Origin of the sequence: Prescottella equi, from assembly GCF_002094305.1 — a bacterium.
Taxonomy (GTDB): domain Bacteria; phylum Actinomycetota; class Actinomycetes; order Mycobacteriales; family Mycobacteriaceae; genus Prescottella; species Prescottella equi.
The window spans coordinates 136203-160828 of sequence record NZ_LWTX01000003.1; the positions used below are offsets into that span (position 1 = coordinate 136203).

General features: G+C 68.6%; 20 protein-coding genes. 8 read left to right on the forward strand and 12 right to left on the reverse strand.

Annotated features, from left to right (window positions below):
- Positions 1-186: 186 nt before the first annotated feature.
- Positions 187-762 (reverse strand): MarR family winged helix-turn-helix transcriptional regulator, encoded by a 576-nt coding sequence (locus tag A6I89_RS09935; protein WP_005517061.1) that lies wholly within the window; start codon positions 760-762, stop codon positions 187-189.
- Positions 763-1021: 259 nt separating this feature from the next.
- Here A6I89_RS09935 and A6I89_RS09940 point away from each other — a divergent pair, with 259 nt between their 5' ends.
- The 4 genes from A6I89_RS09940 to A6I89_RS09955 all read left to right on the forward strand — a co-directional run bounded on the left by A6I89_RS09940 (position 1022) and on the right by A6I89_RS09955 (position 6687).
- A complete protein-coding gene (locus A6I89_RS09940) occupies positions 1022-1705 on the forward strand; it encodes an IclR family transcriptional regulator (protein WP_037085916.1) in 684 nt (227 codons plus the stop codon).
- A gap of 393 nt (positions 1706-2098) precedes the next feature.
- Entirely contained in the window at positions 2099-4405 is a 2307-nt protein-coding gene (locus A6I89_RS09945) for a cytochrome P450/oxidoreductase (RefSeq protein WP_022598357.1), read from the forward strand.
- A gap of 41 nt (positions 4406-4446) precedes the next feature.
- Complete coding sequence (locus A6I89_RS09950) at positions 4447-5796, forward strand: MFS transporter (RefSeq protein ID WP_022598359.1); 1350 nt, start codon at positions 4447-4449, stop codon at positions 5794-5796.
- A 129-nt stretch (positions 5797-5925) separates the two neighbouring features.
- Positions 5926-6687, forward strand: a complete 762-nt coding sequence (locus A6I89_RS09955) for an alpha/beta fold hydrolase (RefSeq protein ID WP_013417470.1) — start codon at positions 5926-5928, stop codon at positions 6685-6687.
- Between the two features lie 89 nt (positions 6688-6776).
- Here the strand turns inward: A6I89_RS09955 and A6I89_RS09960 are convergent, their stop codons facing one another.
- The 6 genes from A6I89_RS09960 to A6I89_RS09985 form a co-directional block, all read right to left on the reverse strand.
- Positions 6777-7265, reverse strand: coding sequence for a nuclear transport factor 2 family protein (locus A6I89_RS09960; protein WP_013417471.1), 489 nt, complete (start codon positions 7263-7265; stop codon positions 6777-6779).
- 65 nt (positions 7266-7330) lie between these two features.
- Positions 7331-8620: an MFS transporter gene (locus A6I89_RS09965; RefSeq protein ID WP_005517052.1), complete on the reverse strand. Its 1290-nt coding sequence runs from the start codon at positions 8618-8620 to the stop codon at positions 7331-7333.
- 108 nt (positions 8621-8728) lie between these two features.
- Positions 8729-10189, reverse strand: a complete 1461-nt coding sequence (locus A6I89_RS09970) for an FAD-dependent oxidoreductase (protein ID WP_022598361.1) — start codon at positions 10187-10189, stop codon at positions 8729-8731.
- A complete protein-coding gene (locus tag A6I89_RS09975) occupies positions 10186-10998 on the reverse strand; it encodes an SDR family NAD(P)-dependent oxidoreductase (RefSeq protein WP_022598364.1) in 813 nt (270 codons plus the stop codon). The genes A6I89_RS09970 and A6I89_RS09975 overlap by 4 nt, the downstream gene beginning before the upstream one ends.
- Entirely contained in the window at positions 10991-11827 is an 837-nt protein-coding gene (locus A6I89_RS09980; protein ID WP_022598365.1) for an SDR family NAD(P)-dependent oxidoreductase, read from the reverse strand. Before A6I89_RS09980 ends, A6I89_RS09975 begins: the two co-directional genes overlap by 8 nt.
- Positions 11828-11897: 70 nt before the next feature.
- Positions 11898-12347, reverse strand: a complete 450-nt coding sequence (locus A6I89_RS09985) for a nuclear transport factor 2 family protein (RefSeq protein ID WP_022598366.1) — start codon at positions 12345-12347, stop codon at positions 11898-11900.
- Between the two features lie 162 nt (positions 12348-12509).
- On the opposite strand from A6I89_RS09985, the gene A6I89_RS09990 reads away from it, so the two are divergent.
- Positions 12510-13223: an IclR family transcriptional regulator gene (locus tag A6I89_RS09990; RefSeq protein ID WP_231813587.1), complete on the forward strand. Its 714-nt coding sequence runs from the start codon at positions 12510-12512 to the stop codon at positions 13221-13223.
- Positions 13224-13243: 20 nt separating this feature from the next.
- Here A6I89_RS09990 and A6I89_RS09995 read toward each other — a convergent pair whose 3' ends face one another.
- From A6I89_RS09995 to A6I89_RS10010, 4 genes are all read right to left on the reverse strand, one after another.
- Positions 13244-14449, reverse strand: a complete 1206-nt coding sequence (locus A6I89_RS09995) for an MFS transporter (protein ID WP_022598367.1) — start codon at positions 14447-14449, stop codon at positions 13244-13246.
- Positions 14442-16358, reverse strand: coding sequence for an FAD-dependent monooxygenase (locus A6I89_RS10000; RefSeq protein ID WP_022598368.1), 1917 nt, complete (start codon positions 16356-16358; stop codon positions 14442-14444). The genes A6I89_RS09995 and A6I89_RS10000 overlap by 8 nt, the downstream gene beginning before the upstream one ends.
- Before the next feature lie 4 nt (positions 16359-16362).
- The gene (locus tag A6I89_RS10005) at positions 16363-17688 is read right to left on the reverse strand and encodes an MFS transporter (RefSeq protein WP_005517038.1); all 1326 of its coding nucleotides are present in this window, start codon (positions 17686-17688) and stop codon (positions 16363-16365) included.
- A 254-nt stretch (positions 17689-17942) separates the two neighbouring features.
- Positions 17943-18881 carry a LysR substrate-binding domain-containing protein gene (locus A6I89_RS10010; protein ID WP_013417479.1) on the reverse strand — a complete coding sequence of 313 codons (939 nt, stop codon included), beginning with the start codon at positions 18879-18881 and terminating at the stop codon, positions 17943-17945.
- Positions 18882-18998: 117 nt separating this feature from the next.
- Here A6I89_RS10010 and A6I89_RS10015 point away from each other — a divergent pair, with 117 nt between their 5' ends.
- Together A6I89_RS10015 and A6I89_RS10020 are read left to right on the forward strand one after the other, a co-directional pair.
- Positions 18999-20945, forward strand: coding sequence for an acyl-CoA dehydrogenase family protein (locus A6I89_RS10015; RefSeq protein WP_022598369.1), 1947 nt, complete (start codon positions 18999-19001; stop codon positions 20943-20945).
- A gap of 102 nt (positions 20946-21047) precedes the next feature.
- The gene (locus A6I89_RS10020; RefSeq protein WP_022598371.1) at positions 21048-21905 is read left to right on the forward strand and encodes an alpha/beta fold hydrolase; all 858 of its coding nucleotides are present in this window, start codon (positions 21048-21050) and stop codon (positions 21903-21905) included.
- A gap of 7 nt (positions 21906-21912) precedes the next feature.
- On the opposite strand, the gene A6I89_RS10025 is transcribed toward A6I89_RS10020, so the two are convergent.
- The gene (locus A6I89_RS10025; protein ID WP_022598372.1) at positions 21913-22866 is read right to left on the reverse strand and encodes a DUF808 domain-containing protein; all 954 of its coding nucleotides are present in this window, start codon (positions 22864-22866) and stop codon (positions 21913-21915) included.
- 186 nt (positions 22867-23052) lie between these two features.
- Between A6I89_RS10025 and A6I89_RS10030 the strand changes: the two genes are divergently transcribed.
- Positions 23053-24588, forward strand: coding sequence for a bifunctional 3'-5' exonuclease/DNA polymerase (locus tag A6I89_RS10030; protein WP_172504544.1), 1536 nt, complete (start codon positions 23053-23055; stop codon positions 24586-24588).
- Positions 24589-24626 lie beyond the last annotated feature (38 nt).

A 24626-nucleotide genomic window follows, 5' to 3' on the forward strand; every position in this document is an offset into this window, starting at 1 on the left:
CCGACGCCCACCTCCCCCTCCGCCGGCACCCCGCTATCCCGCCGCCCCGCCCCTCGCGTTTTGCGCACTTAGCGCGCCCTCGCGCCCTCCCACCCCGCGTTTTGCGCACTTAGCGCGGCGCGGGGACGCGCCCGGGCAGCATCAAGTGCGCAAAACGCGGGAGGAAGAAGGGGGTTGGAGGACGCGTCAGTTGCGGCCGCGGACGTCGAACTGGCTGCGGTTGGTGATCAGCTTGTCGAGCAGCATGACGAGAATGTGCTGCTCAGCCTCGGTGAGCACGCTCGCCCAGGCGTACTCGCGCTCGTTGTGTTCGCGGTAGGTCGCCGCCATCTCGGTGCGCCCCTGCTCGGTGAGCGACAGCTGCACCGACCGGCCGTCGCGCGCGTCCGGGGATCGCTCGATCAGACCGCTCGCGACCAGCGTCTTCGCCAGGTTCGACACCGCGGCACGGCTCATGCCGGTGAGTTTGGCGGCGCTCTTGGGTTCGATGGGCCCGGCCAGCCACGTGACGAACAGCAACCGGAACGCCGACCACGACAGCCCGCGCGGGCGATGTACCGACGATTCCAGGTCGTACGTGACGACGTTCGCCGCTCGGTTGAGGGTCAGTAAAACCTGCGTGGCCAGTTGATGGGTGGACCCGAACTCCGTGCTCAGACGCGTATTGGCGAGGTCGATGAAGGACCAGAAGTCGAGCGACCCGGGAGCCGGCGTCGCCGAACCCTCCGCCGCCTGCGCGCTGCGTCCCTCGTCGCCGTTCATCCGGCCACCCTATCGCGGCAGCCCAGCGCCCTGCGAAGGACGAAACGTCGTACAGAATCCACCTAAATAGTATATCTGTTAATCATTTCGGGAGCTGCGGTTTGCCGCTGAGCTGACGGCGCGAGGGACCTTCGACCCTACGTTCGGCCCTGTGCGCCAATGGGTTACCCATACGCGGCTTAAAGTCTGTACAAAGGACCGAGACCAGCGAAAGCGTCGCCCACGACCGGGGCGCGACGACCCCCCGAACAGGATGAACATGAGCACACTGCAGACCCTCGATCGCGGGCTGCGTGCACTCGACGTCGTCGCACAGTCCGCCGCCGGCATCTCGGTCGCCGACCTCGCTCGCGAACTCGATGTGCACCGCGCCATCTGTTACCGGATCGTCGCCACGCTCGAGGCGCACGGACTGGTCGCACGCACCGCCGACGGCCGAATCCGGCTGGGCGTGAGTGCCGCCGTCCTCGCGTCCCGGTTCGAACCGCAGTTCGCCGGCGACGTCCAGCCGATCCTGCATCTGCTCGCCAACGAGACCCGCGCGACGGCCTTCGTCTCCGCAGCCCAGGGCGAGAACTGCGTCGTCATCCTGGTCGCCGAACCGGAGGGGACGCTCCTGCGCGTCGCGTACCGAGTCGGCAGCAGCCATCCACTCGACCGCGGTGCCGCCGGGATCGCGATCCTGGCGATGCGCCCGGAGAAGCCGACCGACTCCGACGAGGTCTGCCAGGCGCGGGCCGACGGCTTCAGCCTCACTCGCGGACAGCTCGAGCACGGCGCGGTCGGCATCGCGACGGGGATCCGTCTGCCGGACGGCGTCGGCGCCACCACCGGACTCGAGCGCAGTGTCGGCGTCGTGGCGATCGACGGCCTCGACACCGAGCGGGCCGCCGGCGCGGTCCAGCGCACCGCCCGCCAGATCGAGCGGCTCATCACCGTCTGACGCGACGCGTCCGACGACGCCCCACCCACCTCCACACCCGGCAGCACCCCCGGCGGCACCCGCACCTCGCGAGTGCCGCCTCTCGCGTTTTGCGCACTTAGCGCGCCGAAACCGGCCCCTCACCCCGCAACAAGTGCGCAAAACGCGAGGGAGACGGGGCCGCGACTAGCGATAAGTGCGCAAAACGCGAGGGGGGACGAAACCCTGTGGCGGGGGGCGGATTCCGGGGAGCATCGACCCGAAGTAACAGACCACTTACGTCGTTACTGAAGCCGCACTTGACCTCGAATGTGACCGCACTTACTCTGTGCGAAGTTCGCTCACCGCTACAGGTTGTGCGTTATTAGTAACTTCGCAGTTCGAGCGAGTTTCAGAGCAACGGAGATTCAAGTCATGAGCGCGTGCCCGATCGATCACAAGGCCCTCCAGAACATGGGATGCCCGGTTTCCGCGAATGCCGCTGCCTTCGATCCCTTCACCGGTCCGTACCAGGTGGATCCCGCGGCGTCGCTGCGCTGGTCGCGCGACGAGGAGCCGGTCTTCTACAGCCCCGAGCTCGGCTACTGGGTGGTCACCCGATACGAGGACGTCAAATCCGTCTTCCGCGACAACATCCTGTTCTCGCCGTCGATCGCACTCGAGAAGATCACCCCGGTCTCGGAAGAGGCGACGGCGACGCTCGCCAAGTACGACTACGCAATGGCGCGGACCATGGTGAACGAGGACGAGCCCGCGCACATGCCGCGCCGCCGAGCGCTGATGGATCCGTTCACACCCAAGGAACTGGTCCACCACGAGCCGATGGTCCGCCGCCTCACCCGTGAGTACGTGGACCGGTTCATCGACACCGGCCGCGCCGACCTGGTCGACGAGATGCTGTGGGAGGTACCGCTCACCGTCGCCCTGCACTTCCTCGGCGTGCCGGAGGAGGACATGGACGAGCTGCGCAGCTACTCGATTGCGCACACCGTCAACACGTGGGGCCGCCCCGCGGTCGAGGAGCAGGTCGCGGTCGCCGAGGCCGTGGGCAAGTTCTGGCAGTACGCCGGCACGGTGCTCGAGAAGATGCGCAAGGATCCGTCCGGCCACGGCTGGATGCCGTTCGGCATCCGCGTCCAGCAGGAGCAGCCGGACGTCGTCACCGACTCGTACCTGCACTCGATGATGATGGCGGGAATCGTTGCGGCGCACGAGACCACGGCCAACGCCTCGGCCAACGCCTTCCGTCTACTGCTCGAGAACCGCAGCGTGTGGGAGGAGATCTGCGCCGACCCGAGCCTGATCCCGAACGCGGTCGAGGAGTGCCTGCGCCATTCCGGTTCGGTGGCCGCGTGGCGCCGACTGGTCACCGACGACACCACCATCGGCGGCATCGACATCCCGAAGGGATCGAAGCTGCTGATCGTCACCTCGTCGGCCAACCACGACGAGCGACACTTCGACAATGCCGACGATTTCGACATCCGCCGCGAGAACTCCAGCGACCATCTGACGTTCGGTTACGGCAGCCACCAGTGCATGGGCAAGAACCTCGCCCGCATGGAGATGCAGATCTTCCTCGAGGAGTTCACCAAGCGCATCCCGCACATGGAGCTGGTCCCCGACCAGGAGTTCACCTACCTGCCGAACACGTCGTTCCGCGGACCGGATCACGTTCTGGTGCAGTGGGACCCGGCCAAGAATCCGGAGCGCGCCGACCCGTCGATCCTCGACGAGCGGCAGCCCGTGAAGATCGGTGAGCCGTCGAAGACCAACATCTCGCGGACCGTCACGGTCGACGCCGTCACCCCGGTCGCCGACGGCGTCGTGCGCGTGACACTGTCCGATCCGTCGGGCAAGCCGCTGCCCAAGTGGACGCCGGGCTCGCACATCGACGTCGAACTGGGTGACCTGTCCCGGCAGTACTCGCTGTGCAGCGACCCGAACGATCTGTCGCACTACGAGATCGCGGTGCTCGAGGAGCCCGAGAGCCGCGGCGGATCGCGCTACGTGCACCACACCCTGCAGGCCGGGCACACACTGAAGATGCGCGGCCCTCGCAACCACTTCAAGCTCGACCCCGACGCGCAGCGCTACGTCTTCGTGGCCGGGGGCATAGGCATCACTCCGGTGATCGCGATGGCCGACCACGCCAAGGCCACCGGCAAGGACTACGAGATCCACTACTGCGGGCGTGACGTCGCGACCATGGCGTTGCTCGACCGGCTGACGGCCGATCACGGCGACAAGGTCGAGATCCACTCGAGCGCCGCCGGCAACCGCCTCGACATCCCGGCCCTCCTCGCAACCCCCGTCGACGGCACCCAGATCTACTCGTGCGGACCGGAACGCCTGCTCGCCGCGCTCGAGGAGGCCACCGCGCACTGGCCCGAGGACTCACTGCACGTCGAGCACTTCACGTCGAACCTGGCCACGCTCGACCCGGCCAACGAGCACGCGTTCGAGGTGGAGTTGCGCGACTCCGGCCTGACCATCCAGGTCGCTGCCGATCAGACGGTGCTCGACGCCCTGCGCGCGTCGAACATCGACATCCAGAGCGACTGCGAGGAGGGGCTGTGCGGATCGTGCGAAGCCCCGGTCCTCGACGGTGAGGTGGACCACCGCGACATGGTGCTCACCAAGACCGAACAGGCACAGAACAAGTCGATGATGACGTGCTGCTCGCGCGCGTGCGGCAAGAAGATCAGTCTCGCCCTCTGATCCCCTCCCCAGAATCTCTCCAGCACCCGAAAGGATCCGTCATGGGATCTCCGTCCGTCACCGGGGCCGCCGTGCCGCCGGGTTCGGCCACCACCGATCAGCCCCCGAAGTCCAGCTTCAAGCGCGTCCTGACCGGCAGTATGGCCGGTGCCGTGCTCGAGTGGTACGACTTCGCGATCTACGGCATCCTCGCCGCGACCGTCCTCGGCCCGCTGTTCTTCCCCGGTGACGACGGCGTCGCGAAGCTGCTGCTGGCGCTCGCCACCCAGGGCCTCGGCTTCATCGCCCGCCCGCTGGGCGGCATCGTGTTCGGCCATCTCGGCGACAAGTTCGGCCGAAAGCCGATGCTGGTCACCACCTTCATCCTGCTGGGTACCGCGACGGCCGCGATCGGCCTGCTGCCGACGTACGACCAGATCGGCATCTGGGCGACGGTCGCGCTGGTGGTGCTGCGCATGATCCAGGGCTTCGCGCTCGGCGGCGAGTTCGGTGCCGCGGTGCTGCTGGTCAGCGAGTACGGCGAGCCGAAGAAGCGTGGCTTCTGGGCGTCGTGGCCGCAGGCCGGCGCCCCGATGGGCACGGTGCTGGCGACCGTCATCGTCTCGGTCCTCGGCTTCTTCCTCACCGACGACGCGTTCGACCAGTGGGGCTGGCGTGTGGCCTTCCTGTTCGCGATCCCGCTGCTGATCGTCGGCTTCTGGGTGCGCCGCGGCGTCGAGGAGTCCCCGGTCTTCAAGGCCGCACAGGAGCAGGCCGCGAAGGCGCCTGCGGCGCAGGAACGTTCGTCGATTCTCGAGGCACTGAGCCGCCCTCGCGCCGTTCTGATCGGCCTGGGCATGCGCCTCGGCGAGAACATCGCGTTCTACGTGTACACGGTCTTCGTCATCGCGTACGCCACGACGTACTTCGACTTCCACCGCGGTGACATCATCCTGGCTGTGACGTTCGCGTCGCTGTTCCAGTTCGTCGGCATGATCGGCGGCGGCGCTTGGTCGGACCGCATCGGCCGCAAGAAGGCGATGCTGGTGCCCGCGATCATCCTCGTGGTGTGGGCGCCGGTGTTCTTCTGGCTGGTCCAGCTCGAGAGCCTGCCGATGCTGTGGCTCGGCGTGTGCGTGGGCGCGTTCTTCCACGGCATGCTGGCCGGTCCGGAGGCGGCATGGATCACCGAGCTGTTCCCGACCCGCTACCGGTACGCCGGTTCGTCGCTGGTGTTCCAGGGCTCGTCGATCATCGCGGGTGCCCCGGCGCCGTTCATCGCGGTGTGGCTGATCGAGAACTTCGGTGTCGGCACCGTCATCGGATACCTGGTGGTGACGATGGCGATCACCGTGGTGGCGCTGTTGCTGAGCCGGGAGACCAAGGGCGTGGACCTCGACGAGGTCGCGTGATCAGGACCGCCGAGTCGGCTGATCCGGCCTGACGATATGGGCCCCGGTCCGATTCCCCGCGTGGGATCGGGCCGGGGCCCATATCGTTCGGCATACTCGACGGCGGCAGTTACAGACAGGAGACTTCGAATGACCATCGCTCACAAGCTCGTCGGGCACGGCCCGGTCAAGGTGATCGCGCTGCACGGCTGGTTCGGCACGTCCGAGGGCTGGGGCATGCTCCCCGAGCTCGTCGACGCCGACACCTACACGTACGCGCTCATCGACTACCGCGGCTACGGCGCCCGCAAGGACGAGGCCGGCGAGTACACGCTCGAGGAGATCTCGGCGGACACCCTCGCCCTCGCCGACGAGCTGGGCTGGGACCGCTTCGCCCTGGTCGGACATTCGATGGGTGGCGCCGCGGCGCTGCGCGTGCTGGCGGACGCCCCGGAGCGTGTCACCGCGGTCGTCGGCATCAGTCCGGTGCCCGCGTCGGGCGTCCCGTTCGACGCCGACAGCGAGGCGTTGTTCACGGGTGCCGAGAACGAGGACGGCAACCGCTACGCGATCCTCGACTTCACGACCGGTAACCGGCAGTCGGCCACGTGGCTGAACCAGATGACCGAGTTCTCCGTCGAGCACACGACGCGCCCGGCGTTCGGTGCGTACCTGCGCGCGTGGGGCGGGGCCGATTTCGTCGATGCGCTGCCGCAGACGTCGATCCCGGTCAAGGCGATCGTCGGCGAGCACGATCCCGCGTTGGGCGCCGAGACGATGAAGGCGACGTGGATGGCGCAGCTGCCGCAGTGCGAACTCGACGTTCTCGCGAACGCCGGCCACTACGCGATGTTCGAGGCTCCGGTCGCACTGATCACCAGCATGGAGGCCGTGCTCTCCGAGCTGAAGTGAGCTGATCCGAGCTGACACCACGGCAGCGCCGGTACCCCGCGGATGGGGTACCGGCGCTGCCGTCTTCGTGGATCCGGACGTGTTGCCGGTCAGGGCTTCCCGGTGAAGACCGGGTCCTCGAAGGAACGACGGGATCGAACCCAGGAGGGGGACAGGGCGTCGACGATCTCGTCGGTCACGGACTCGTCGAACACGACGATGCGGTCCGCGATGCGCCACTGCCCGTCGCGCCGCTCGAACCGGTCGACGTAGCGGCACTTGACGGTCGCCCGGGACTGCGGGCCACCCGCGACGGCGGGCGCCTGCCGCAGGTAGCACAGGCAGTACGACTCGACGTCCGCCGTGTCGCCGTCGAGATCGATGAGCACGTTGGTGACGTAGTGCAGCGACGAGTCGATGGTGGCGTGCCGGCTCTTCATGTCCTCGATGAGTCCCGCCACGGTGCCGATGTAGCCGCCGTGGTTGTCGATCGCGTCGGGGAAGTAGCAGTCGGCGACGCGATCGAAGTCCTTGCGGTCCACCGCCCGCGCGTAGCGGTAGAGGACCTCGGTGATCTCCTGCTTGTCGATGAGCGACACGCGCTCTCCTCTCGTGACGAACGGGCCCTGCCGGTGTCGCCACCGGCAGGGCCCGAGGGGACGAACTAGTCGACGCGGAGCTCGATGCCCTTGGTCTCCTTGACGAAGAAGATCGCGCCGAGCGTGAGCAGCGCACAGAACACGAAGTAGAACGCCGGCGCGAGGTTGTTCCCGGTGATGTCGATCAACCACGTCGCGATGAACGGGGCCGTGCCACCGAGAGCCATGTTGGTGATGTTGTTACCGAGGGCCAGGCCGCTGTAGCGGACCGACGCCTTGAGCATCTCGACGTACGTCACGTAGGACGCACCGTTGACCACCGACACCGCGATGAACAGGACGGACTGGCCGACGATCGCCTGCCAGATGCTGCCACCCGCCATGAGCATGAACATCGGGACGCCCAGGACCACGGCGGCAACCGTGCCGGTGAACAGGACGGGCTTGCGGCCGTACTTGTCCGCCAGGTAGCCGGCGATCGGCAGCGTGATGACACCGAGGACCAGCGCGAGCGACGTGGACAGGAAGGCGACGGTCGACGACTGGCCGCCGGCCTTCTGCAGGTACGTCGCCGCGTACACCGAGGCGATGTAGTAGCCGCCGGTGATGAGCGCACCCAGGAAGATGATCTTCACCAGCGCCGGACCGGAGCTGCTGAGCAGTTCCTTGACCGGCACCTTCGCGGTCTCGCCCTTGTCCTCGAGCTCCTTGAACTGCGGGGTGTCCTCCATGTGGTTCCGGATCCAGATACCGACGACGCCGATGACGACCGACAGCAGGAACGGGATACGCCACGCCCACGACATGATCTGGTCGTGCGTGAACACGGAGGTGAGCGCCAGCGCGGTCAGCGATGCCACCAGCGAACCGATGTAGGTGCCGGAGTTGACCATCGAGGTCTGGAACGCGCGCCACCTGGCCGGAGCGGACTCCGACACGAAGGCGTTGGCGCCACCCAGCTCGCCACCGGCAGCGAAGCCCTGCAGGCAACGGGCCAGCACCAGGATCGCCGTCGCCCACACACCGAGCGTGACGTAGGTGGGCATCATTCCCATCGCCGCCGTCGCGACGACCATCAGCAGAATCGTCCAGGACAGGGCGTTCTTGCGGCCGTACTTGTCGCCGATGTGGCCGAAGAAGATGCCACCGGGCACACGCAGGAAGAACGCGACCGCGAACGTCGCGAACGTGCCGAGCAGTGCGGCGGTGTCGTTCTCCGAGACGAAGAACAGCGACGCGATGATGGTCGCCATGTAGCCGTAGATACCGAAGTCGTAGTACTCGACGACGGTGCCGACGATGGCCGCACGCACCACCTTGACGGTGGACTGCTTCGGCTGGGTCTCTGTCTGCACGGGATCCGGTCCTCGGGCGGGCTCGGGGTTACGAACCGCGGGCTCCACAATATCGTTCGTTGGCATGGATGGTCCTTTGTAAGTGTCTGGTGCGCAACACGCTCGGTGTCAGATTCCTGCAGTTGTCAGTGCCGTCGACGTCGTCGACTCGCCGCGGGCGGTGCGCGCGGCGTTCATTCCGGCGATCCGGCCCATCGTGAGGGCGTTCGCCACGGCGTTGCCGCCGCCCACGTACCGGAGGCCGAGGATGCCGGCTCCGGCCTCACCGGCCGCGAAGAGTCCCTGGACCGGGCGTCCGGTCCGGTCCAGTACCGATGCGTTGCCGTCGATCTCGACGCCCGCGTGTGTGCAGACGAGTTCGGCGGGCAGAAGTCGGGCCGCGTAGAACGGCCCCTGGTCGATCGGGTCGGGGTCGGCGGTCGATCCCTTGTTCGCGAGGGTGCGATGACGCAGGAAGTCGTCGTCGACACCGTTCGGGAGTTGGTCGTTCCACCGCGCGACGGCCGCCTCGAGAGCATCGGCCGGCACGCCCATCGCGGCGGCGAGTTCGGTGAGCGTGTCCGCTCGGAGGGTGCGCCCGGCCTCGGCCTCGTCGAGAATCCGCTCGGGAGCCCAATCAGTATAGCCCGCAGGAAGATTCAGTCTAGCCCTTTCGTCGAAGACGACCCAGGCCCCGCCCTGCTGTGCGTCGATGATCCCGGTCGAGACCGCGTACGACGCGTCCTCGTCCATGAACCGACGGCCGTCGCCGTTGACGTAGATCCGCGACTTGGGCGGGAAGCCCGACTGCCAGTGGTGGAACCGCTGGAAGTAGACGGTGGGCAGCATCAGACCCCAGCCCTCGCCGGTGACGGCCGCGTCGACCTGCTCACCGAACGCCAGGTGGTCGCCCCGGCTGCCCTCGGCGGCCACGACGAAGAGGGAGTCCCCGCCCCGGTTCGCGAACGGGTAGAGGCGGTCGACCAGATCCTTGTTCTGCGCGAATCCGCCGCTGGCGATCACCACTGACGACGCGCGGACCTCGATGTCGTCAGCGACCACACCGGCCACCCGGCCGTCCTCGACAAGCAGCGATTGCACGCGGGTGTTCAGAACCACCTCGACGCCCTGGTCGCGGCGCGCCTTGTCGAGCACCTGGACCAGCCCGTAACCCTGATCCTTGGGCACGTGCCCGCGCCAGACGTCCTCGACGCCGGCCTGCGCGAGACCCGGCATGTGGGCGTTGGCGGATTCGCGGGCCGGAATCTCCACGCCCAGGCCGATCAGCCACTCCAGTGTGGGGCCGGCGTTCTCACAGAAGGCGCGGACCAGACCCGGCTTGAGCATCCAGTGGTTGAGGTCCATGTAGTGCTGGAAGAACTTCTCGGCGGTGTCCTCGATCCCGAGGCCCCGCTGGACGCTCGTGCCGGCGGCGGTGAACAATCCCGCCGACAGCTGCGTCGAGCCGCCCAGTTCGGTCTGCGACTCGAACAGCAGCACCGATGCACCCTGCTCGGCCGCCGAGACCGCGGCCGCGAGTCCCGCTCCGCCGCCGCCGATCACGACGACGTCCCAGTTGTCTTCACTCATGAGAGGGCTCCTCCCGTCTCGGCGAGAATGCGGTGGTACAGCCCGTTGGACACCAGGCCGCCGTCGACCGTCACCTCACTGCCGTTCATGTACGTGGACCGGTCGGACAGCAGGAACAGCACCGCATCCGTGATCTCGTCGACGGTGCCCATGCGTCCGGCCGGGATGCTCTGCAGCGAGGCCTTGACGAAGGCGTCCGCTCCCCCGACGAGAGCGGTGCCCACCAGCCCGGGATGCACGGAGTTCACCCGGATGCCCCACTGCGCGAACTGTCCGGCCGCCGACTTCGACAGCCCGGTCAGTCCCCACTTGCTCGACGCGTACGCCGGCGAGAAGTAGCCGACCTGGCCGGAGATCGACGAGATGTTCACGATCGATCCGCCGCCGCTCTCCCGCATCAGCGGTGCGGCGGCCTTCATCCCGTAGAACGGACCGAACAGGTTGATCCGCATGGTCAGTTCCCAGATGTCGTCCGGGGTGTCCATGAACTCGCGTCGCCGACTGATGCCGGCGTTGTTGACCAGACCACCGAGTTCACCCTTGGTGGAGCGGATCTCGTCGATCACGCGGGTCCAGGCCGCGGAGTCCGCGACGTCGAGTTCGTGCGCCGACGCGCTGCCACCGGCGGCCTCGATCTCGGCCATGACCGCGGAGCTGTCCGCGACGTCGGCGACGCAGACGTGCACGCCCCGTGCGGCCAATGCCTTCGCATGGCCCGCGCCCATGCCGCCGGCGGCGCCGGTGACGAGGACGACGTTCGGGAAAGTCTCGGAAGTGGAGCCTGCAGAACGACCCGTCGACTCAGACATGGCGCGAACCACCGTCGACGGCGATGGAATGGCCGGTGACATAGCGGGCGCTGTCCGAGAGCAGGAACAGCAGCGGCCCGAAGACCTCCTCGGGCGAGCCGAGGCGGTGCAGCGGCACCACGCTCAGCGCGTGCTCGAGGGCGGCGGGATCCTCGCGGACCCACCGGGTCATCTCGGTGTCGATGTAGCCGGGGGCGATGGCGTTGACGCGAATACCCTTGTCGCCCAGCTCGACAGCGAGCGACTCGGTGAGGTGCGCGACGGCCGCCTTCGAGGTGCAGTATGCACCGCGTCCACGGCGGATGCGCAGCGCCGACACCGACGACATGTTCACGATCGCGCCGCCCGGCGCCATGTGGCGGGACGCGGCCTGCGCGCCGAACAGCACACCCTCGACGTTGACGTCGAGCACCGCGGCGATCTGTTCGGGGGAGATCTCGTCGACCAGCGCGAACGGGAAGATGCCCGCGTTGTTGATCCAGAAGTCGATGTGGCCGAACTCCTTCAGCGCGACCTGCGCGAGCGCCTCGTGCTCGTCCGCCTTGGTGACGTCGATGCGGGTGCCGACGACGCGTCCGGGCGTCTCGGCCAGCGAGTTCGCGGCGAGCGCGTCGTTGATCTCGTCGGCGGTGGCCGCCATCTGCTCCTCGTTGATGTCGGCGCCGACGACGTTGACGCCGCGGGTGGCGAGACCGGCCGCGAAGGCCGCGCCCATACCCCGGGCAGCGCCGGTGACGACGGCGACCTTGCCGGCCATCTCCGGGTACAGCGCAGTCATCAGGGACGCGTCGGTGCGGCCGGGGTTCTGGGTGTCAGCGGTTTCGGTCATGATCGGGTGTTCCTCCAAAAACAATGTTCTGCAAAAGATTCGGGATGCACGTCTGTCGAGCCCCGAGATGTCAGGACTGAGGGGCCTGATCGTCCCGGCGGACGACGCGGCGCGCAATGCGCCACTGCCCGCCCTCTCGCACCACCCGGTCGGTGACGGTGGTGAACCGCACGAGGCGGGAATCCCCACCTATCCGGGTCGCGACGATCTGCAGGTAGGCGTGGACCTCGAGCTCGTCGTCACCGACACGATCGACGGCGATGTTGGTGAGCACGTGCCGATGCGCCTCCCCCGCCACGGACGCGTTCGTGAAGAACGCGTCGGCGAACTGGGTGAGCGCCTCGACTCCCACGACCGGGGCCGGGTAGCTGGGTGAGTGGAATTCACCGTCTGCCGTGAAGGTGGCCGCCCACTCGGACGCGTGCCCCTCGTCGATGAGGTGGCTCTGCCGCCCGTACAGCTGGTGGATCTCCACGATCGCCACAGCACCGATGTCGGCGCGTGCCTCGATCCCTGTCATCACGAACTCCTCGACCCTCGACGGCGCTTCCCGAACGGGATTGCGCCGTCACACTCGGTGTGCGATATTCGAACGCATAGTGCGATTAAGAAGAAGCGTAGGTGTCTCGCCTCACACGAGTCAAGGGAGGGATCCATGGCGTCGGTCGGTTCCGATGAACGGATGAACGAAAGTGCTGGGAGAACGGGCGCGGTCCAGCTCGATTCACGGATGTCGAAGACGCTGCACAACGGGCTCGAGATCCTCGAGTTGCTGACGCAACACAAGTACGGGCTTACGATCACCGAGATCGGCGAGGGAATCGGCGTGCATCGCACCGTCGCGGATCGGCTGGTGCGCACCCTCGAGGCGCACCGACTGTGCCGACGGACCGAGAGCAAACGCATCCTGCTGGGGTCGGGACTGGTGACGCTCGCGGGCTCTGTGGAGCAGGACCTGCGCGAACTCGCCCGCCCCATCCTCGAGGAGCTCGCGGATTCCGTGGAGGCGACCGCGCACCTCGCGGTCCGGGAGGGCGAGGACTCGGTCCGCGCGCTCATGGTGATCGAGCCGCGCAACTCGCGGGCGCACGTCGGCTTCAACGCCGGCCAGATCGACCCGATCAACCGCGGGTCGGCGGGATTGGCGATGCTCGCGGCGCTGCCGCCGCAGGAGGGCGAGCGCCCCGAGGTCACGCGCGCCCGCGAGCGCGGATTCGCGGTGACCTCGGGCGAGGTCACTCATTCGGTCACGGGCATCTCCGCCACGCTGCCGAACCGCCGGCCGGCCGACCTGGTGAGCATCGGCGTCTCGGTGTTCGATTCGTCGGAGGAGCAGAAGCTGGGCGAGGCGGTCATGGCCGCGGCCCGGCGACTGGGGGCGCTACTGCTCCGCTGACCGCCGCAAGGCGGGTCAGGTCAGCGAGAATCCCTGACCCGCAGGGCGAGTCCGGCCACGAGGCAAGCCACGGCTGCGGTCGCGAGCACCAGGGGGCTCATGGACCAGCCCCCGACGTGGGTGGCGACGAACGCGACGGCCGGCGGTCCCACGATCGACCCGACGTTCGACATCTGCACCACCAGTCCGTTGACGGGGCCGATCTCGCGCGGTCCGCGGGCGGCGCTGGGCACGGCTGCGAACACGGCGGCCGGCAGCAGCCCACCGAGAAGGGCGAAAGCGATTGCAGCACCGTAGGACAGGCCGAACGGCGCCCACCCGGCGTAGACGAGGACGGCAGCCAGGCCCATCGACGTCGCGGCCACCGCGATCAGCGTGCCGGGGCGTACGCCCCGGTGCAGCAACACTCCGGAAACGACGTTGCCGAGGACGACGAGCGCGGTGAGGATCGCCGCAGAGGTGTCGGCCCACCCGCCCGATGCGTACACGGTGGGCAGGAACCCGATGACCGCGAGGTACTGCAGCGAGTAGGTACCGAAGGCGACAGCGATCAGTACTGCAGCCGGGTTGCGCCACACGGGAGCTCGTTTCGCCCCGGCCGACGCAGCCGGAACCCCGGCCACGCGAGGCACCACCGCGACCACCAGGCCCGCGCACCCGAGCAGCAGTCCGGCGTTGACGGCCCACAGCCCCCGCCAGCCGACCGCGTCGATGATCGACGGGCCCAGCAGGATCGCGACGAACTGTCCGAGCGGCATGTAGATGCCCCACAGCCCGAGCGCGAAGCGGCGATGCCGGTCCCCCGACGCCGCCGTGATGGTGGCGGGAGCGGACACCGCGACGCCCATGAAGCCGAGCCCCTCGAGGACCCGGGAGAACAGCAACGCCGGTGTCCCGGGACCGATCGCACCGAGCCCGGCGCCGGCCGCGAGGGCGAGCAGAGCGAACGCCAGCATTCGGCGTCGACCGAGTCTGTCGACGAATCCGCCTGCCGCACTGCCCAGCAGAGCGCCCACGAACGTGTACGACGACAGCAGGACCCCTGCCGCGGTCAGGCTCATTCCGAGATCGTCGCGCACGGTCGGCAGTGCGACGATGACCTTGCCGACCTGACTGGCGGCCAGGACCCCGGCAAGCAATGCGACGGCCACCACCGGCCACGAAGACGACTCCAGCGCCGCCGGCTGCTGCCGGGCGGCGCTGGACTCGGAGACCAGCTCAGCCACCGATGGTGGCGTCCACGTTCCGGTCGGCAGGAACGGTGAGCGACGGATCGGCGGCGGCCGCGATGGCCTCCTCGAACTCACGCTGCCCCACCTGTGAACCGAGGACCAGGGCGAGGCGCGCGAGGAAGCCCTCGCGGTCGTTCTCGCCGACCTGGTCGAGCGCGTCGGACAGACCCATCCACACGTTCTCGCGGCGCAGCTCCGCCGGGTCGATGGCGGGTCCGCTGTCGACGGTGGCGCTGGCACCGGTCGGGGCATCCCCCAGCGAAAGGTGGCGGGCGACGTCCTCGATTCGTCCGACACCGTCGATGCGACACAGCAGCAGACCGTCGGGGCGGATCACGAAGACCTCGCCGTCGCGGGCACCGAGCGCGGCGACGATCCCGCCGTCGGCGTCGGGCACGACGGAGACCGACGCGTCGGACGTGTCGCTACCGATCAGGATGGCGCGCACCGACTCCGGAGCCAACGCCGCGGCGAGAGTTGCAGTCGCGGCGGCCAGCGCCGCGGCATCGACCTGCACACCGAGCACCGCGAAACCGGTGCCGCGCAGCTTGTTGAGTGACGTCTCGGTGCCGTCGGCGGTCACGACGCGACGATCGTCGACCGGGTCGCCGGCGGCGACGCCCGCGACATCGGCCGGAGTGGGCCACGTGAGCGGCGAGATCCGGGCGTTGGTGGCGCTGGACTGCCGCGGGTTGATGAGGTGGCTGAACTCGGGGCGGTTGACGGCCAGCGCGAGGATCGCGTCCCGCGTCGTCAGGTAGCCGTGGCTCCCGGGCGACATGATGAGCGTGCTCTTGCCGGCGTTCGCGACGTTCTGCCGCCACGCGTCGTGGCGCTCCACCGAGTACGCCTGCAGCATCTTCTCGTCGGCATTGCCGTGGATCACCGCGGCGAGCTGCCAGGCGAGGGTCTCGGCGTCCTCCATGCCCGAGTTCAACCCGCGGACACCGAAGATCGGCACCAGATGGGCGGCGTCGCCGGCGAACAGCAGGCGACCGTGCGTGAAGTCCTCGAGCGCCAGCGCGCGAGCGCTGTAGAAGCCGTGCCATTCGAGGGTCCACGGCAGATCGTTCTGCAGCCACTCCAGGTGCCGCGTGATGCGGTCCCGGATGCGGTCCTCCTGCGTCTCGATCTCGGCGTCCTCGGACGGGTCGAGCTGGTAGTCGATGCGCCAGATGTTCTTGGGCTGCTTGTGCATGATGATCGTCGAGCCGGGGTTGCTCGGCGGATCGAACCAGACCATGCGCTCGGCCGGCAGTTCCGACTCCCAGTGGATGTCGGCGATGACGTAGCGGCCGTCGTAGTTGTTGCCCTGCAGCCGGAGTCCGGCCAGTTCGCGCATGCGGCTGCGGCCACCGTCGGCGGCCACGACCCAGCGGGCGCGCAGGTGGCGCTTGCCACCGGCACAGTCGACCTCGAGAGTGACCTCGTCGTCGGCGCGCAGCACGCCGGCGATGCTCGCCGACCAGTGCAGCGTGATGAGGGGGTTCGCCTCGATCGTGTCGACCATGATCTGCTCGAACTCCGACTGGGAGACGTTGATCATGGGCGGGCGCACGTCGTGGTCGGCGTTGCGCATCTGGAAGTGCAGCACCTGCTGGTCGCGGTAGAAGCTGCGGCCACCGACCCACGGGAGCACGATCTTCTCCAGCTCGGCGCCGAAGCCGAGGCGCGCGGCGGCCTCGAGGCTGTGGCGGGAGATACAGATCGCGCGGCTGCCGAAGGACACCTGGTCGGCGGCCTCGATGATCGTGACGGGGATGCCGCGCTGCGCGAGGCCGAGCGCGACGGCCATGCCGACGGGGCCGGCGCCGACGATGACGACGGGCAGGGTCTCGTCGGCGGGCGTCATCGACGCGAAGTCCGAGGCCGGGTACTTCTTGGGCTGGTAGTAGGTCGACATGGAGCTAGACCGCTTCCTGCTCGATCGGACGGGAGGACGTGGTACCGGGAACCTTCAGCACGAGGATGCTGGCGAGGCTGATCAGGGCGATCAGCACGAAGTACCCGGTGATCGCGAGCGACGTGTCGAAGCTCGCGTACAGCGCGGTGGCGATGATCGGGGCGAGACCGCCGCCGAGGATGGCGCCGATCTGGTAGCCGAGGGAGGCACCCGAGTAGCGGATCGCCGGCGGGAACAGCTCCGCGAACAGCGCGGACTGGGGTCCGGCGCAGCAGCCGAGGGTGAAGCCGAGGCCGATCATCGCGACGATCATGACGGGCAGGACCGCGGTGTCCATGAGCGGGAAGAACACGGCGGCGGCGATCACGAGCGCGATCGAGCTGCGCACGTAGACGGGACGACGTCCCATGGTGTCGGACTTCCACGCGCTGAATGCCATGCCGGCCATCCAGAACGGGCACGAGCCGATCAGCAGGAACAGCATCGTGGTCTTGCTGAAGCCGAGTTCGGTCTCCCCGTACTTGAGGACGTAGACCATGTACGCGTACGCGATGCCGTTGGTGGCGATGAACGTGCCCCCGGCCAGCAGCACCGTCTTCCAGTGCTTGGTGAGGACCTCCATGATCGGCAGCTTGTTCGGCTGCTCCTGGTCCTTGGTCTCCTTGAACTCGTTGCTCTCCTCGAGGCCGAGCCGGATCCACATCGCGACCAGCACGAGGACGGCGCTGAGCAGGAACGGGATTCGCCAACCCCACGCCTTGAAGGTCTCGTCGCTCATGAAGGCGGTCAGCGGCAGGTAGACGAGGTTCGCGACGAGGACACCCGCCGGGACGCCGATCTGCGGGGCCGCACCGTAGAGGCCCTTGCGCCCCTCGGGGGCGTTCTCGGTGGCGACGAGCACCGCGCCGCCCCATTCGCCGCCGACGCCGAGGCCCTGGACGAAGCGCAGCGTCACGAGCAGGATCGGGGCGAACACGCCGATCGCGTCGTAGTTGGGGAGCACACCGATGCCGACGGTCGCGAAGCCCATGAGCAGCAGCGAGATGACGAGCATCGACTTCCGGCCGACGCGGTCGCCGAAGTGGCCCATGACGACGCCACCGATGGGACGCGCGATGAAGCCGACGGCGAGCGTCGCGAACGACGCCAACGTGCCCGCGAGGTCCGAGGAGTTCGGGAAGAACTGGTGCCCGAGTACCAGCGCCGCGGCCGTGCCGTAGATGAAGAAGTCGTACCACTCGATCGCGGTGCCGACGAAGCTGCCGAGCGCGGCCTTGCGGGCCTTGCGGTGCAACTCCTGCGGCGGAGCCGCAGCCATGGTTGCCGTCATGGTTCGGGTGCCTTTCAACTCTGGAGGCATGCAGGGACGAAACCCACCTGCACACATGCCGACTAAGCGGCCTGCAGGACATCTTGACCTGGATCACATCGCGTGAAAAGCGCAAGAAAGCGGGGTGAATGCGCAGAAATCCTGAGGTTTGTCACTCAGGTGCGGCGCACGCCCGGGTAGCGGACTCGCCGCTTCGGATCCTGCCTTGTTCCGGACCGATTGTCCCGTGTGAGAGTGCCTACACCGACGCCGTCTCAGTGGGCTGCGACATCTCCTGCGACATCGCCGTCCACCGCGAAGTCGACAAAGGCGCGCGCGGTTCGGCTCAGCAGCGCGTCCTGCGACCACGCCAGGAGGATGTCGACCTCCGGCACCGGAGGCTCCACCTCCGGGCGGACGACGACGCCGAGCCCCTCGTACGTGACGTCGAGCTGCGGCCGCTGGATCAGCAGCGTCCAGCCGAAGCCGCGGCCGACGAGCGCGCGGGCTGTCTCGAAGTTCTTGGGACGAAACCGCACCTGCGGAGTGAAGCCGGCGCGGCTGCACATCTGCAGCGCATGGAACGAACTCGGTGGGGCGTCGAGCAGCACCATCGGCTCGTCGGCGAGCTCGGCGAGCTCGACGACCGGCGCGTCGGCCAGACGATGGTCGGCGGGCAGCAGGATCGCGGGCTGCCGGGTGTCCATCCGGGCCCGCCGCAGTTCCGGCGACAGGTCGAGGTCGTAGACGATCGCGAGGTCCAGCTCGCCCGACATCAGCCGCCCTTCGAGGCGGTCCTGGGTGTCCTCGACGAAGTCGACGGTGACCTGAGGGTGCAGCTGGTTGAACTCGTACAGCAGCCGCGGCAGCAGTGTCGGGCCGAGCGACGAGTAGCAACCGATCGCGAGCGGACCGGTGAGCACGCCCTCCGCCCCGGACGCCTCGGCGGCGAGGTCGCCCGCCTGCTCGAGCAGCGCCTTCGCGCGGATCAGCACCCGTTCGCCCGTCGGGGTGAGTTGGACGCCGTGCGCCCGCCGGCGCACGCACAGCTGCGACTTGAGTCCGCGCTCGAGTTCGGTGATCGCGAGCGAGACCGCGGACTGCGAGACGTGCAGCCGATCCGCGGCGGCCCGGATGGTGCCGGTCTCGGCGACGGCGACGAACACGAACAGCTGACGCATCGTGTACGCCGGCGGCCTTGCCGAGCTGACCATGGTTACCTCCGGGCATCGATTCTCGCACGGGTTCCGCAAACCACGATCGAGGGGAATACTCGCCAGTAGCTTGTTCGCTAGGTTCTTCGATCGCTCTCTTCGAGGAGGCGGATCACGGTGACACCGACCCAGGTGACGGAGGAACAGGCCCGCGCGGTCGCCGAGGAGGCCCGCGAGAGCGGCTGGGAGAAACCGTCCTTCGCCAAGGAACTGTTCCTCGGGCGATTCCCGCTCGACCTCGTCCATCCCTTCCCCCGGCCCGCCCCCGACGAGGCCGCGCGAACCGACGTCTTCCTCGCCGACCTCGAGCGGTACTGCCGGGGGATCGACGGGTCGGTGATCGAGCGGGACGCCCGCATCCCCGACGAGTACGTCGCCGGGTTGGCCGAACTCGGTTGCTTCGGGCTCAAGGTGCCGGTCGAGTACGGCGGGCTCGGACTGTCCCAGGTCGCCTACAACCGCGCGCTGATGGTGGTGTCGTCGGTACACGGGAGCCTCGGCGCGTTGCTGTCGGCGCACCAGTCGATCGGTGTGCCGGAACCACTGAAGCTGGCCGGCACCGAAGAGCAGAAGAAGAAGTTCCTGCCGCGCTGCGCGAAGGGCGCGATCTCGGCGTTCCTCCTCACCGAGCCCGACGTCGGATCCGACCCGGCCCGTCTCGCATCCACCGCCACCCCCACGGAGGACGGTTCCGCGTACATCCTCGACGGCGTCAAACTCTGGACCACCAACGGCGTCGTGGCCGAGTTGCTGGTGGTGATGGCGCGGGTTCCGCGCCGGGAGGGCAAGCGCGGCGGGATCAGCGCGTTCGTGGTGGAGGCGGACGCCCCCGGAATCACCGTCGAGCGCCGCAACGCGTTCATGGGGCTGCGCGGCATCGAGAACGGCGTCACCCGGCTGAACCGGGTACGGGTCCCGGCCGAGAACCTCGTCGGACGCGAGGGTGACGGCCTGAAGATCGCGTTGACCACGCTCAATGCCGGAAGGCTGGCGATCCCCGCGATGTGCGCGGCGGCCGGCAAGTGGTCCCTCAAGATCGCGCGCGAGTGGTCGGCCGAGCGGGTGCAGTGGGGTCGGCCCGTCGGCGAACACGGTGCGGTCGAGGCCAAGATCTCGTTCATCGCGGCCACCACGTACGCGCTCGAGGCGGTGCTCGAGCTGACCGGGCGGATGGCCGACGAGGGACGCAACGACATCCGCATCGAGGCCGCGCTGGCCAAGCTGTGGTCGAGCGAGATGGCGTGGCAGATCGCCGACGACCTCGTACAGATCCGCGGCGGACGCGGTTACGAGACGGCCGCGTCGCTCGCGGCGCGTGGCGAGCGGGCGGTGCCGGTGGAGCAGTTGCTGCGCGATCTGCGGATCAACCGGATCTTCGAGGGGTCGAGCGAGATCATGCGTCTGCTCATCGCGCGCGAGGCCGTCGACGCGCACCTGGCCGCGGCGGGCGCCCTGGCAGATCCCGAGGCGGACATCCAACGCAAGGCGAAGGCCGCCCTCGGCGCCGGCGGCTTCTACGCCCGCTGGCTGCCCCACCTCGTCTCCGGCAAGGGCCAGCTGCCCACGTCGTACAGCGAATTCGGCTCTCTGGCAACGCATCTGCGATTCGTCGAGCGGGGTGCCCGCAGGCTCGCGCGCTCCACGTTCTACGGTATGGCGCGCTGGCAGGCCGGTATGGAGAAGCACCAGTCGTTCCTCGGGCGCGTCGTCGACATCGGTGCCGAGCTGTTCGCGATGTCGGCGGCCTGCGTGCGCGCGGACATGGAGCGCGCCGATGACCCGGAGCGCGGCACAGCCGCCATCGACCTCGCCGACGCGTTCTGCCGGCAGGCGCGGCTACGGATCGAGCGGCTGTTCGCGGCGCTGTGGGAGAACACCGACGACACCGACCATCGGATCTCGCGCGGCGTGCTCGGCGGCGAGTACACGTGGCTCGAGGCCGGAGTCCTCGACCAGTCGGAGGGCACCGGGCCGTGGATCGCGTCCTGGGCGCCCGGACCGTCGACGGAGGAGAACGTCGCGCGCAGATTCTCGACCACCACAGTCGAGGGGGCCACCACATAGCCTGCGTTCAACTGGCTCCAATTCCCTGTGGAGCCCGATGGTTTTCCCCTCCGAGTCGGGTCTATCTGTGCAAGCGCAGTATCTGACGAGGGGAGAATCCCTGTGGCAAAGGGATGGGAAGCGATCGACGCCAACGGCGTCTCACTCGGGGTGGAGCACTTCGGGGATCCGACAGCACCGCTGATTCTGCTCACGGGCGGAACCACCATGTTCTCGTGGCCCGACGCGCTGTGCACCGCACTCGCTCGCGGCGGGCACCACGTCGTCCGGTACGACCTGCGCGATTCCGGTGCGTCGACCACCGTCGATCCCGAGAAGCCGGCCTACACCCTGCGCGACCTGGCCGCGGACGCCGCGGCGCTCGCCCACGAACTCGACTCGAGGCCGGCGCATCTGGCGGGCATCGGTGTCGGCGGAATGGTGGCCCAGGTAGCCGCGCTCGATCATGCGGACGCTTTCGGCGCACTCACGCTCGTCGGAACGCGGCCTGTCGCTCCGGGGCCGGTCGACGACGATCTGCCCGACCATGACGACGCAACCATGGGCCGGCTGTTCTCACATCCGATGCCGGACTGGACCGACCGCGCCGCCGTGGCGGAATTCGCCGCCGCCGGCGCCGAGATCCTCGGCGACGACCCCGCCGCCGCTCGCGTGAGCGCCGAACGCATCTGGGACCGCACGCAGAGCACCGAACCGGCGATCCAGATGGCCAACCAGCTGGGAATGGTGTTCTCCAAGCTCGACTGCAAGCCGCGCTGGCGCGAACGCCTGCCCGAACTCACGATCCCGACACTCGTGGTGCACGGCAGGCACGACCCGTTCTTTCCCCTCGGCAACGGTAAGGCGTGCGCACGAGAGATCCCCGGCGCGCGGCTACTCGTGATGGAAGATGCGGCGACCGCGATCCCCGATACGGCCGCCGACGGGGTGGCGGCCGCGATGCTCTCCCTGGGGCGGTGATACCGCCTCAGTGCGCCGTCGTGTCCTTCTTCCGCTTCGGAATCAGGTGCGCGATCAGCACGACGATCGCGCCCAGGATCAGTCCGACGACGGCGGACGCCACCGTTCCCGCGGTCCACGACAGGACGCCGCCGAAGCCGCCGTGCACGAGTTCGCCGAACCAGTGCTCGAGGTCGTGCAGACGGTCGGCCGGCCAGTGGAATCCGGCCTCGCCGACGTTGACCAGCAGGATGTGGCCGCCCACCCACAGCATCGCCGCGATGCCGACCACGGTGAGCACCGCCATCACCTTCGGCATCGCGGCGACGAGGCCGCGGCCGATCCGCTGACTGAGCGTCGACTTGCGCTGGGCGAGCGCGAGACCCACGTCGTCCATCTTCACGATGACGGCGACGACGCCGTACACGAGGATGGTGATCAGGATCGCGACGACGATCAGAACCATCAGCCGGGTGAGGAACGGTTCGTCCTCTACCGACGACAGGGAGATCACCATGATCTCGGCGGACAGGATCAGGTCGGTGCGGATGGCACTGCTGACCATCGCCTTCTCACGTTCGGGCCCGTCCTGCAGCGCCGGCGCGTCCTCGTCCTCGTGGTGGCCGCCGGTGAGTGCCTCGTACACCTTCTCGGCGCCCTCGTAGCAGAGGAAGAGACCACCGGCGATCAACAGATAGGGCAGCGCCGCCGGCAGGAACTGGCTGAGAATCATCGCCACCGGGAGGATGATCAGAAGCTTGTTCCGGATCGATCCGATCGCGATCTTCCGGATGATCGGCAGTTCCCGCTTCGGCGAGAAGCCGTGGACGTAGCGGGGCGTGACAGCGGTGTCGTCCACGACCACCCCGGCCGCCTTGATGCTCGCCTTGCCGGCCGCGGCGCCGACGTCGTCGATGGATGCCGCGGCCGCTTTCGCGATCGCTGCGACGTCGTCCAGCAGGGCGACGAGACCACCAGCCACGGGAACCTCCCACTTTCGAATGTGTCCAGCCGGATGCGCTGAGCCGGTCGAGCGACACGTGCTCGGGGCTAGTCAGCCTATCGCCGCGCGGGGAGCGGCAGCCACACCGGCTCGGCCGGGATCCGCTCCACCGCCGCCCGCCGGCCCGACACGCTCGTGTCGGTGCCGTCGCGCACACTGGACGCCGTGAGAACGGTGCTGGTATCCGACAGCGACGGTGCCACGCTGGTCCGGACCGACGAGTCCGGCGCTCCGGTGGAGGCGCCGCGCCGCACGGCAGACGTCGCGGCGACGGTCCGGGAGATCGAGGCGGCCGAGCATCCGCGCTGGGTGTTCGAGGACTCCGCACGTGCGTGCCCGCCGCTGCTCGCGGAGGGTGTGCGCGTACAGCGCAGCCACGACCTGCGGCTGACCGGCGCGCTGCTCGACATGCGCGCCGGGCGGCTCGCACCCGCACCCGAGATGCCCGTCGACGACCGTCCCGGACTGTTCGACGCGGTCGCGTCCACCGCGCCCGACGTGGTGATCGAGCGGCACCGCCGCCAGCTCGCGGCCATCGCGGACGATCCACGCTTGCGCCTGCTGGTGGCCGCGGAGTCGGCCGGTGGGCTCGCGGCCGCCGAGATGAGCCACGACGGGCTGCCGTTCTCCACCGACGCCCATCTGGCGCTGCTCGCCGACGCGCTCGGCCCGCGCACTCGGGACGACATGCTGCCCGTCCGCCTGCACCAGGTGGCCGACGAGGTGTCGGCGGCGTTCGGGCGTCAGGTCAATCCGGCGTCGCAACCCGAGGTGGTCGCGGCGTTCGCACGCGAGGGCATCGAACTGGCGTCCACGCGCAAGTATCTGCTGCGGGAGATCGACCACCCGGCCGTCGAACCGCTGCTGCGCTATCGCGACCTGGCGAAGCTGCACGCCGCCAACGGCTGGACGTGGCTGGATTCGTGGGTGCGCGGCAACAGGTTCCGGCCCGTGTACGTGCCGGGCGGGGTGGTGTCCGGCCGCTGGGCCAGCCGCGGCGGCGGCGCGCTGCAGATCCCGAAGGCGTTGCGCACGAGCGTCATCGCCGATCCCGGACACACCTTCGTGATCGCCGACGCCGGCCAGCTCGAGCCGCGCATCCTCGCGGCGATGTCCGGCGATCCACGGATGACCGCGGCGGCCGGCACCGACGACCTGTACGCCCTCGTCGCGGCCGAGGTCTTCGCCGGAGACCGCGCCAAGGCCAAGATCGCGATCCTCGGTGTCCTCTACGGCGCCACGGCCGGCGAGGCCCGCGCGCTCCTGACACTGCTGCGCAAGCGCTTTCCCGTCGCGGTGCAACTCGTCGAGGACGCGGCCCGGGCAGGTGAGCGCGGCGAGGTGGTGCACTCGTGGCTCGGCCGCGCCTGCCCGCCACCGTCGGACTCGTGGTGGTCCAACGGCGACACCCACGCGCGTGGCCGGTTCACCCGCAACTTCGTCGTGCAGGCCACCGCCGCCGAGTGGGCGCTGTGTCTGCTGGCAGATCTGCGCCGGCGCCTGTCCGCCGCTCCGGGTGACGGCGAGTTGGTGTTCTTCCAGCACGACGAGGTGATGGTGCACACCCGCCGTCCCGACGCGGCGGCCGCGCACGTTCTCGCTTCGGCGGCGTCGGCGACGCGACTGCTGTTCGGCGACACAGCAGTTCGGTTCCCGATGGAGGTCGAGGTGCGAGAGTGTTACGCCGAGCCGGAGGACTGACGCGGCTCCGCCGCACCGCCCCGGATGGTGTCGTGCTG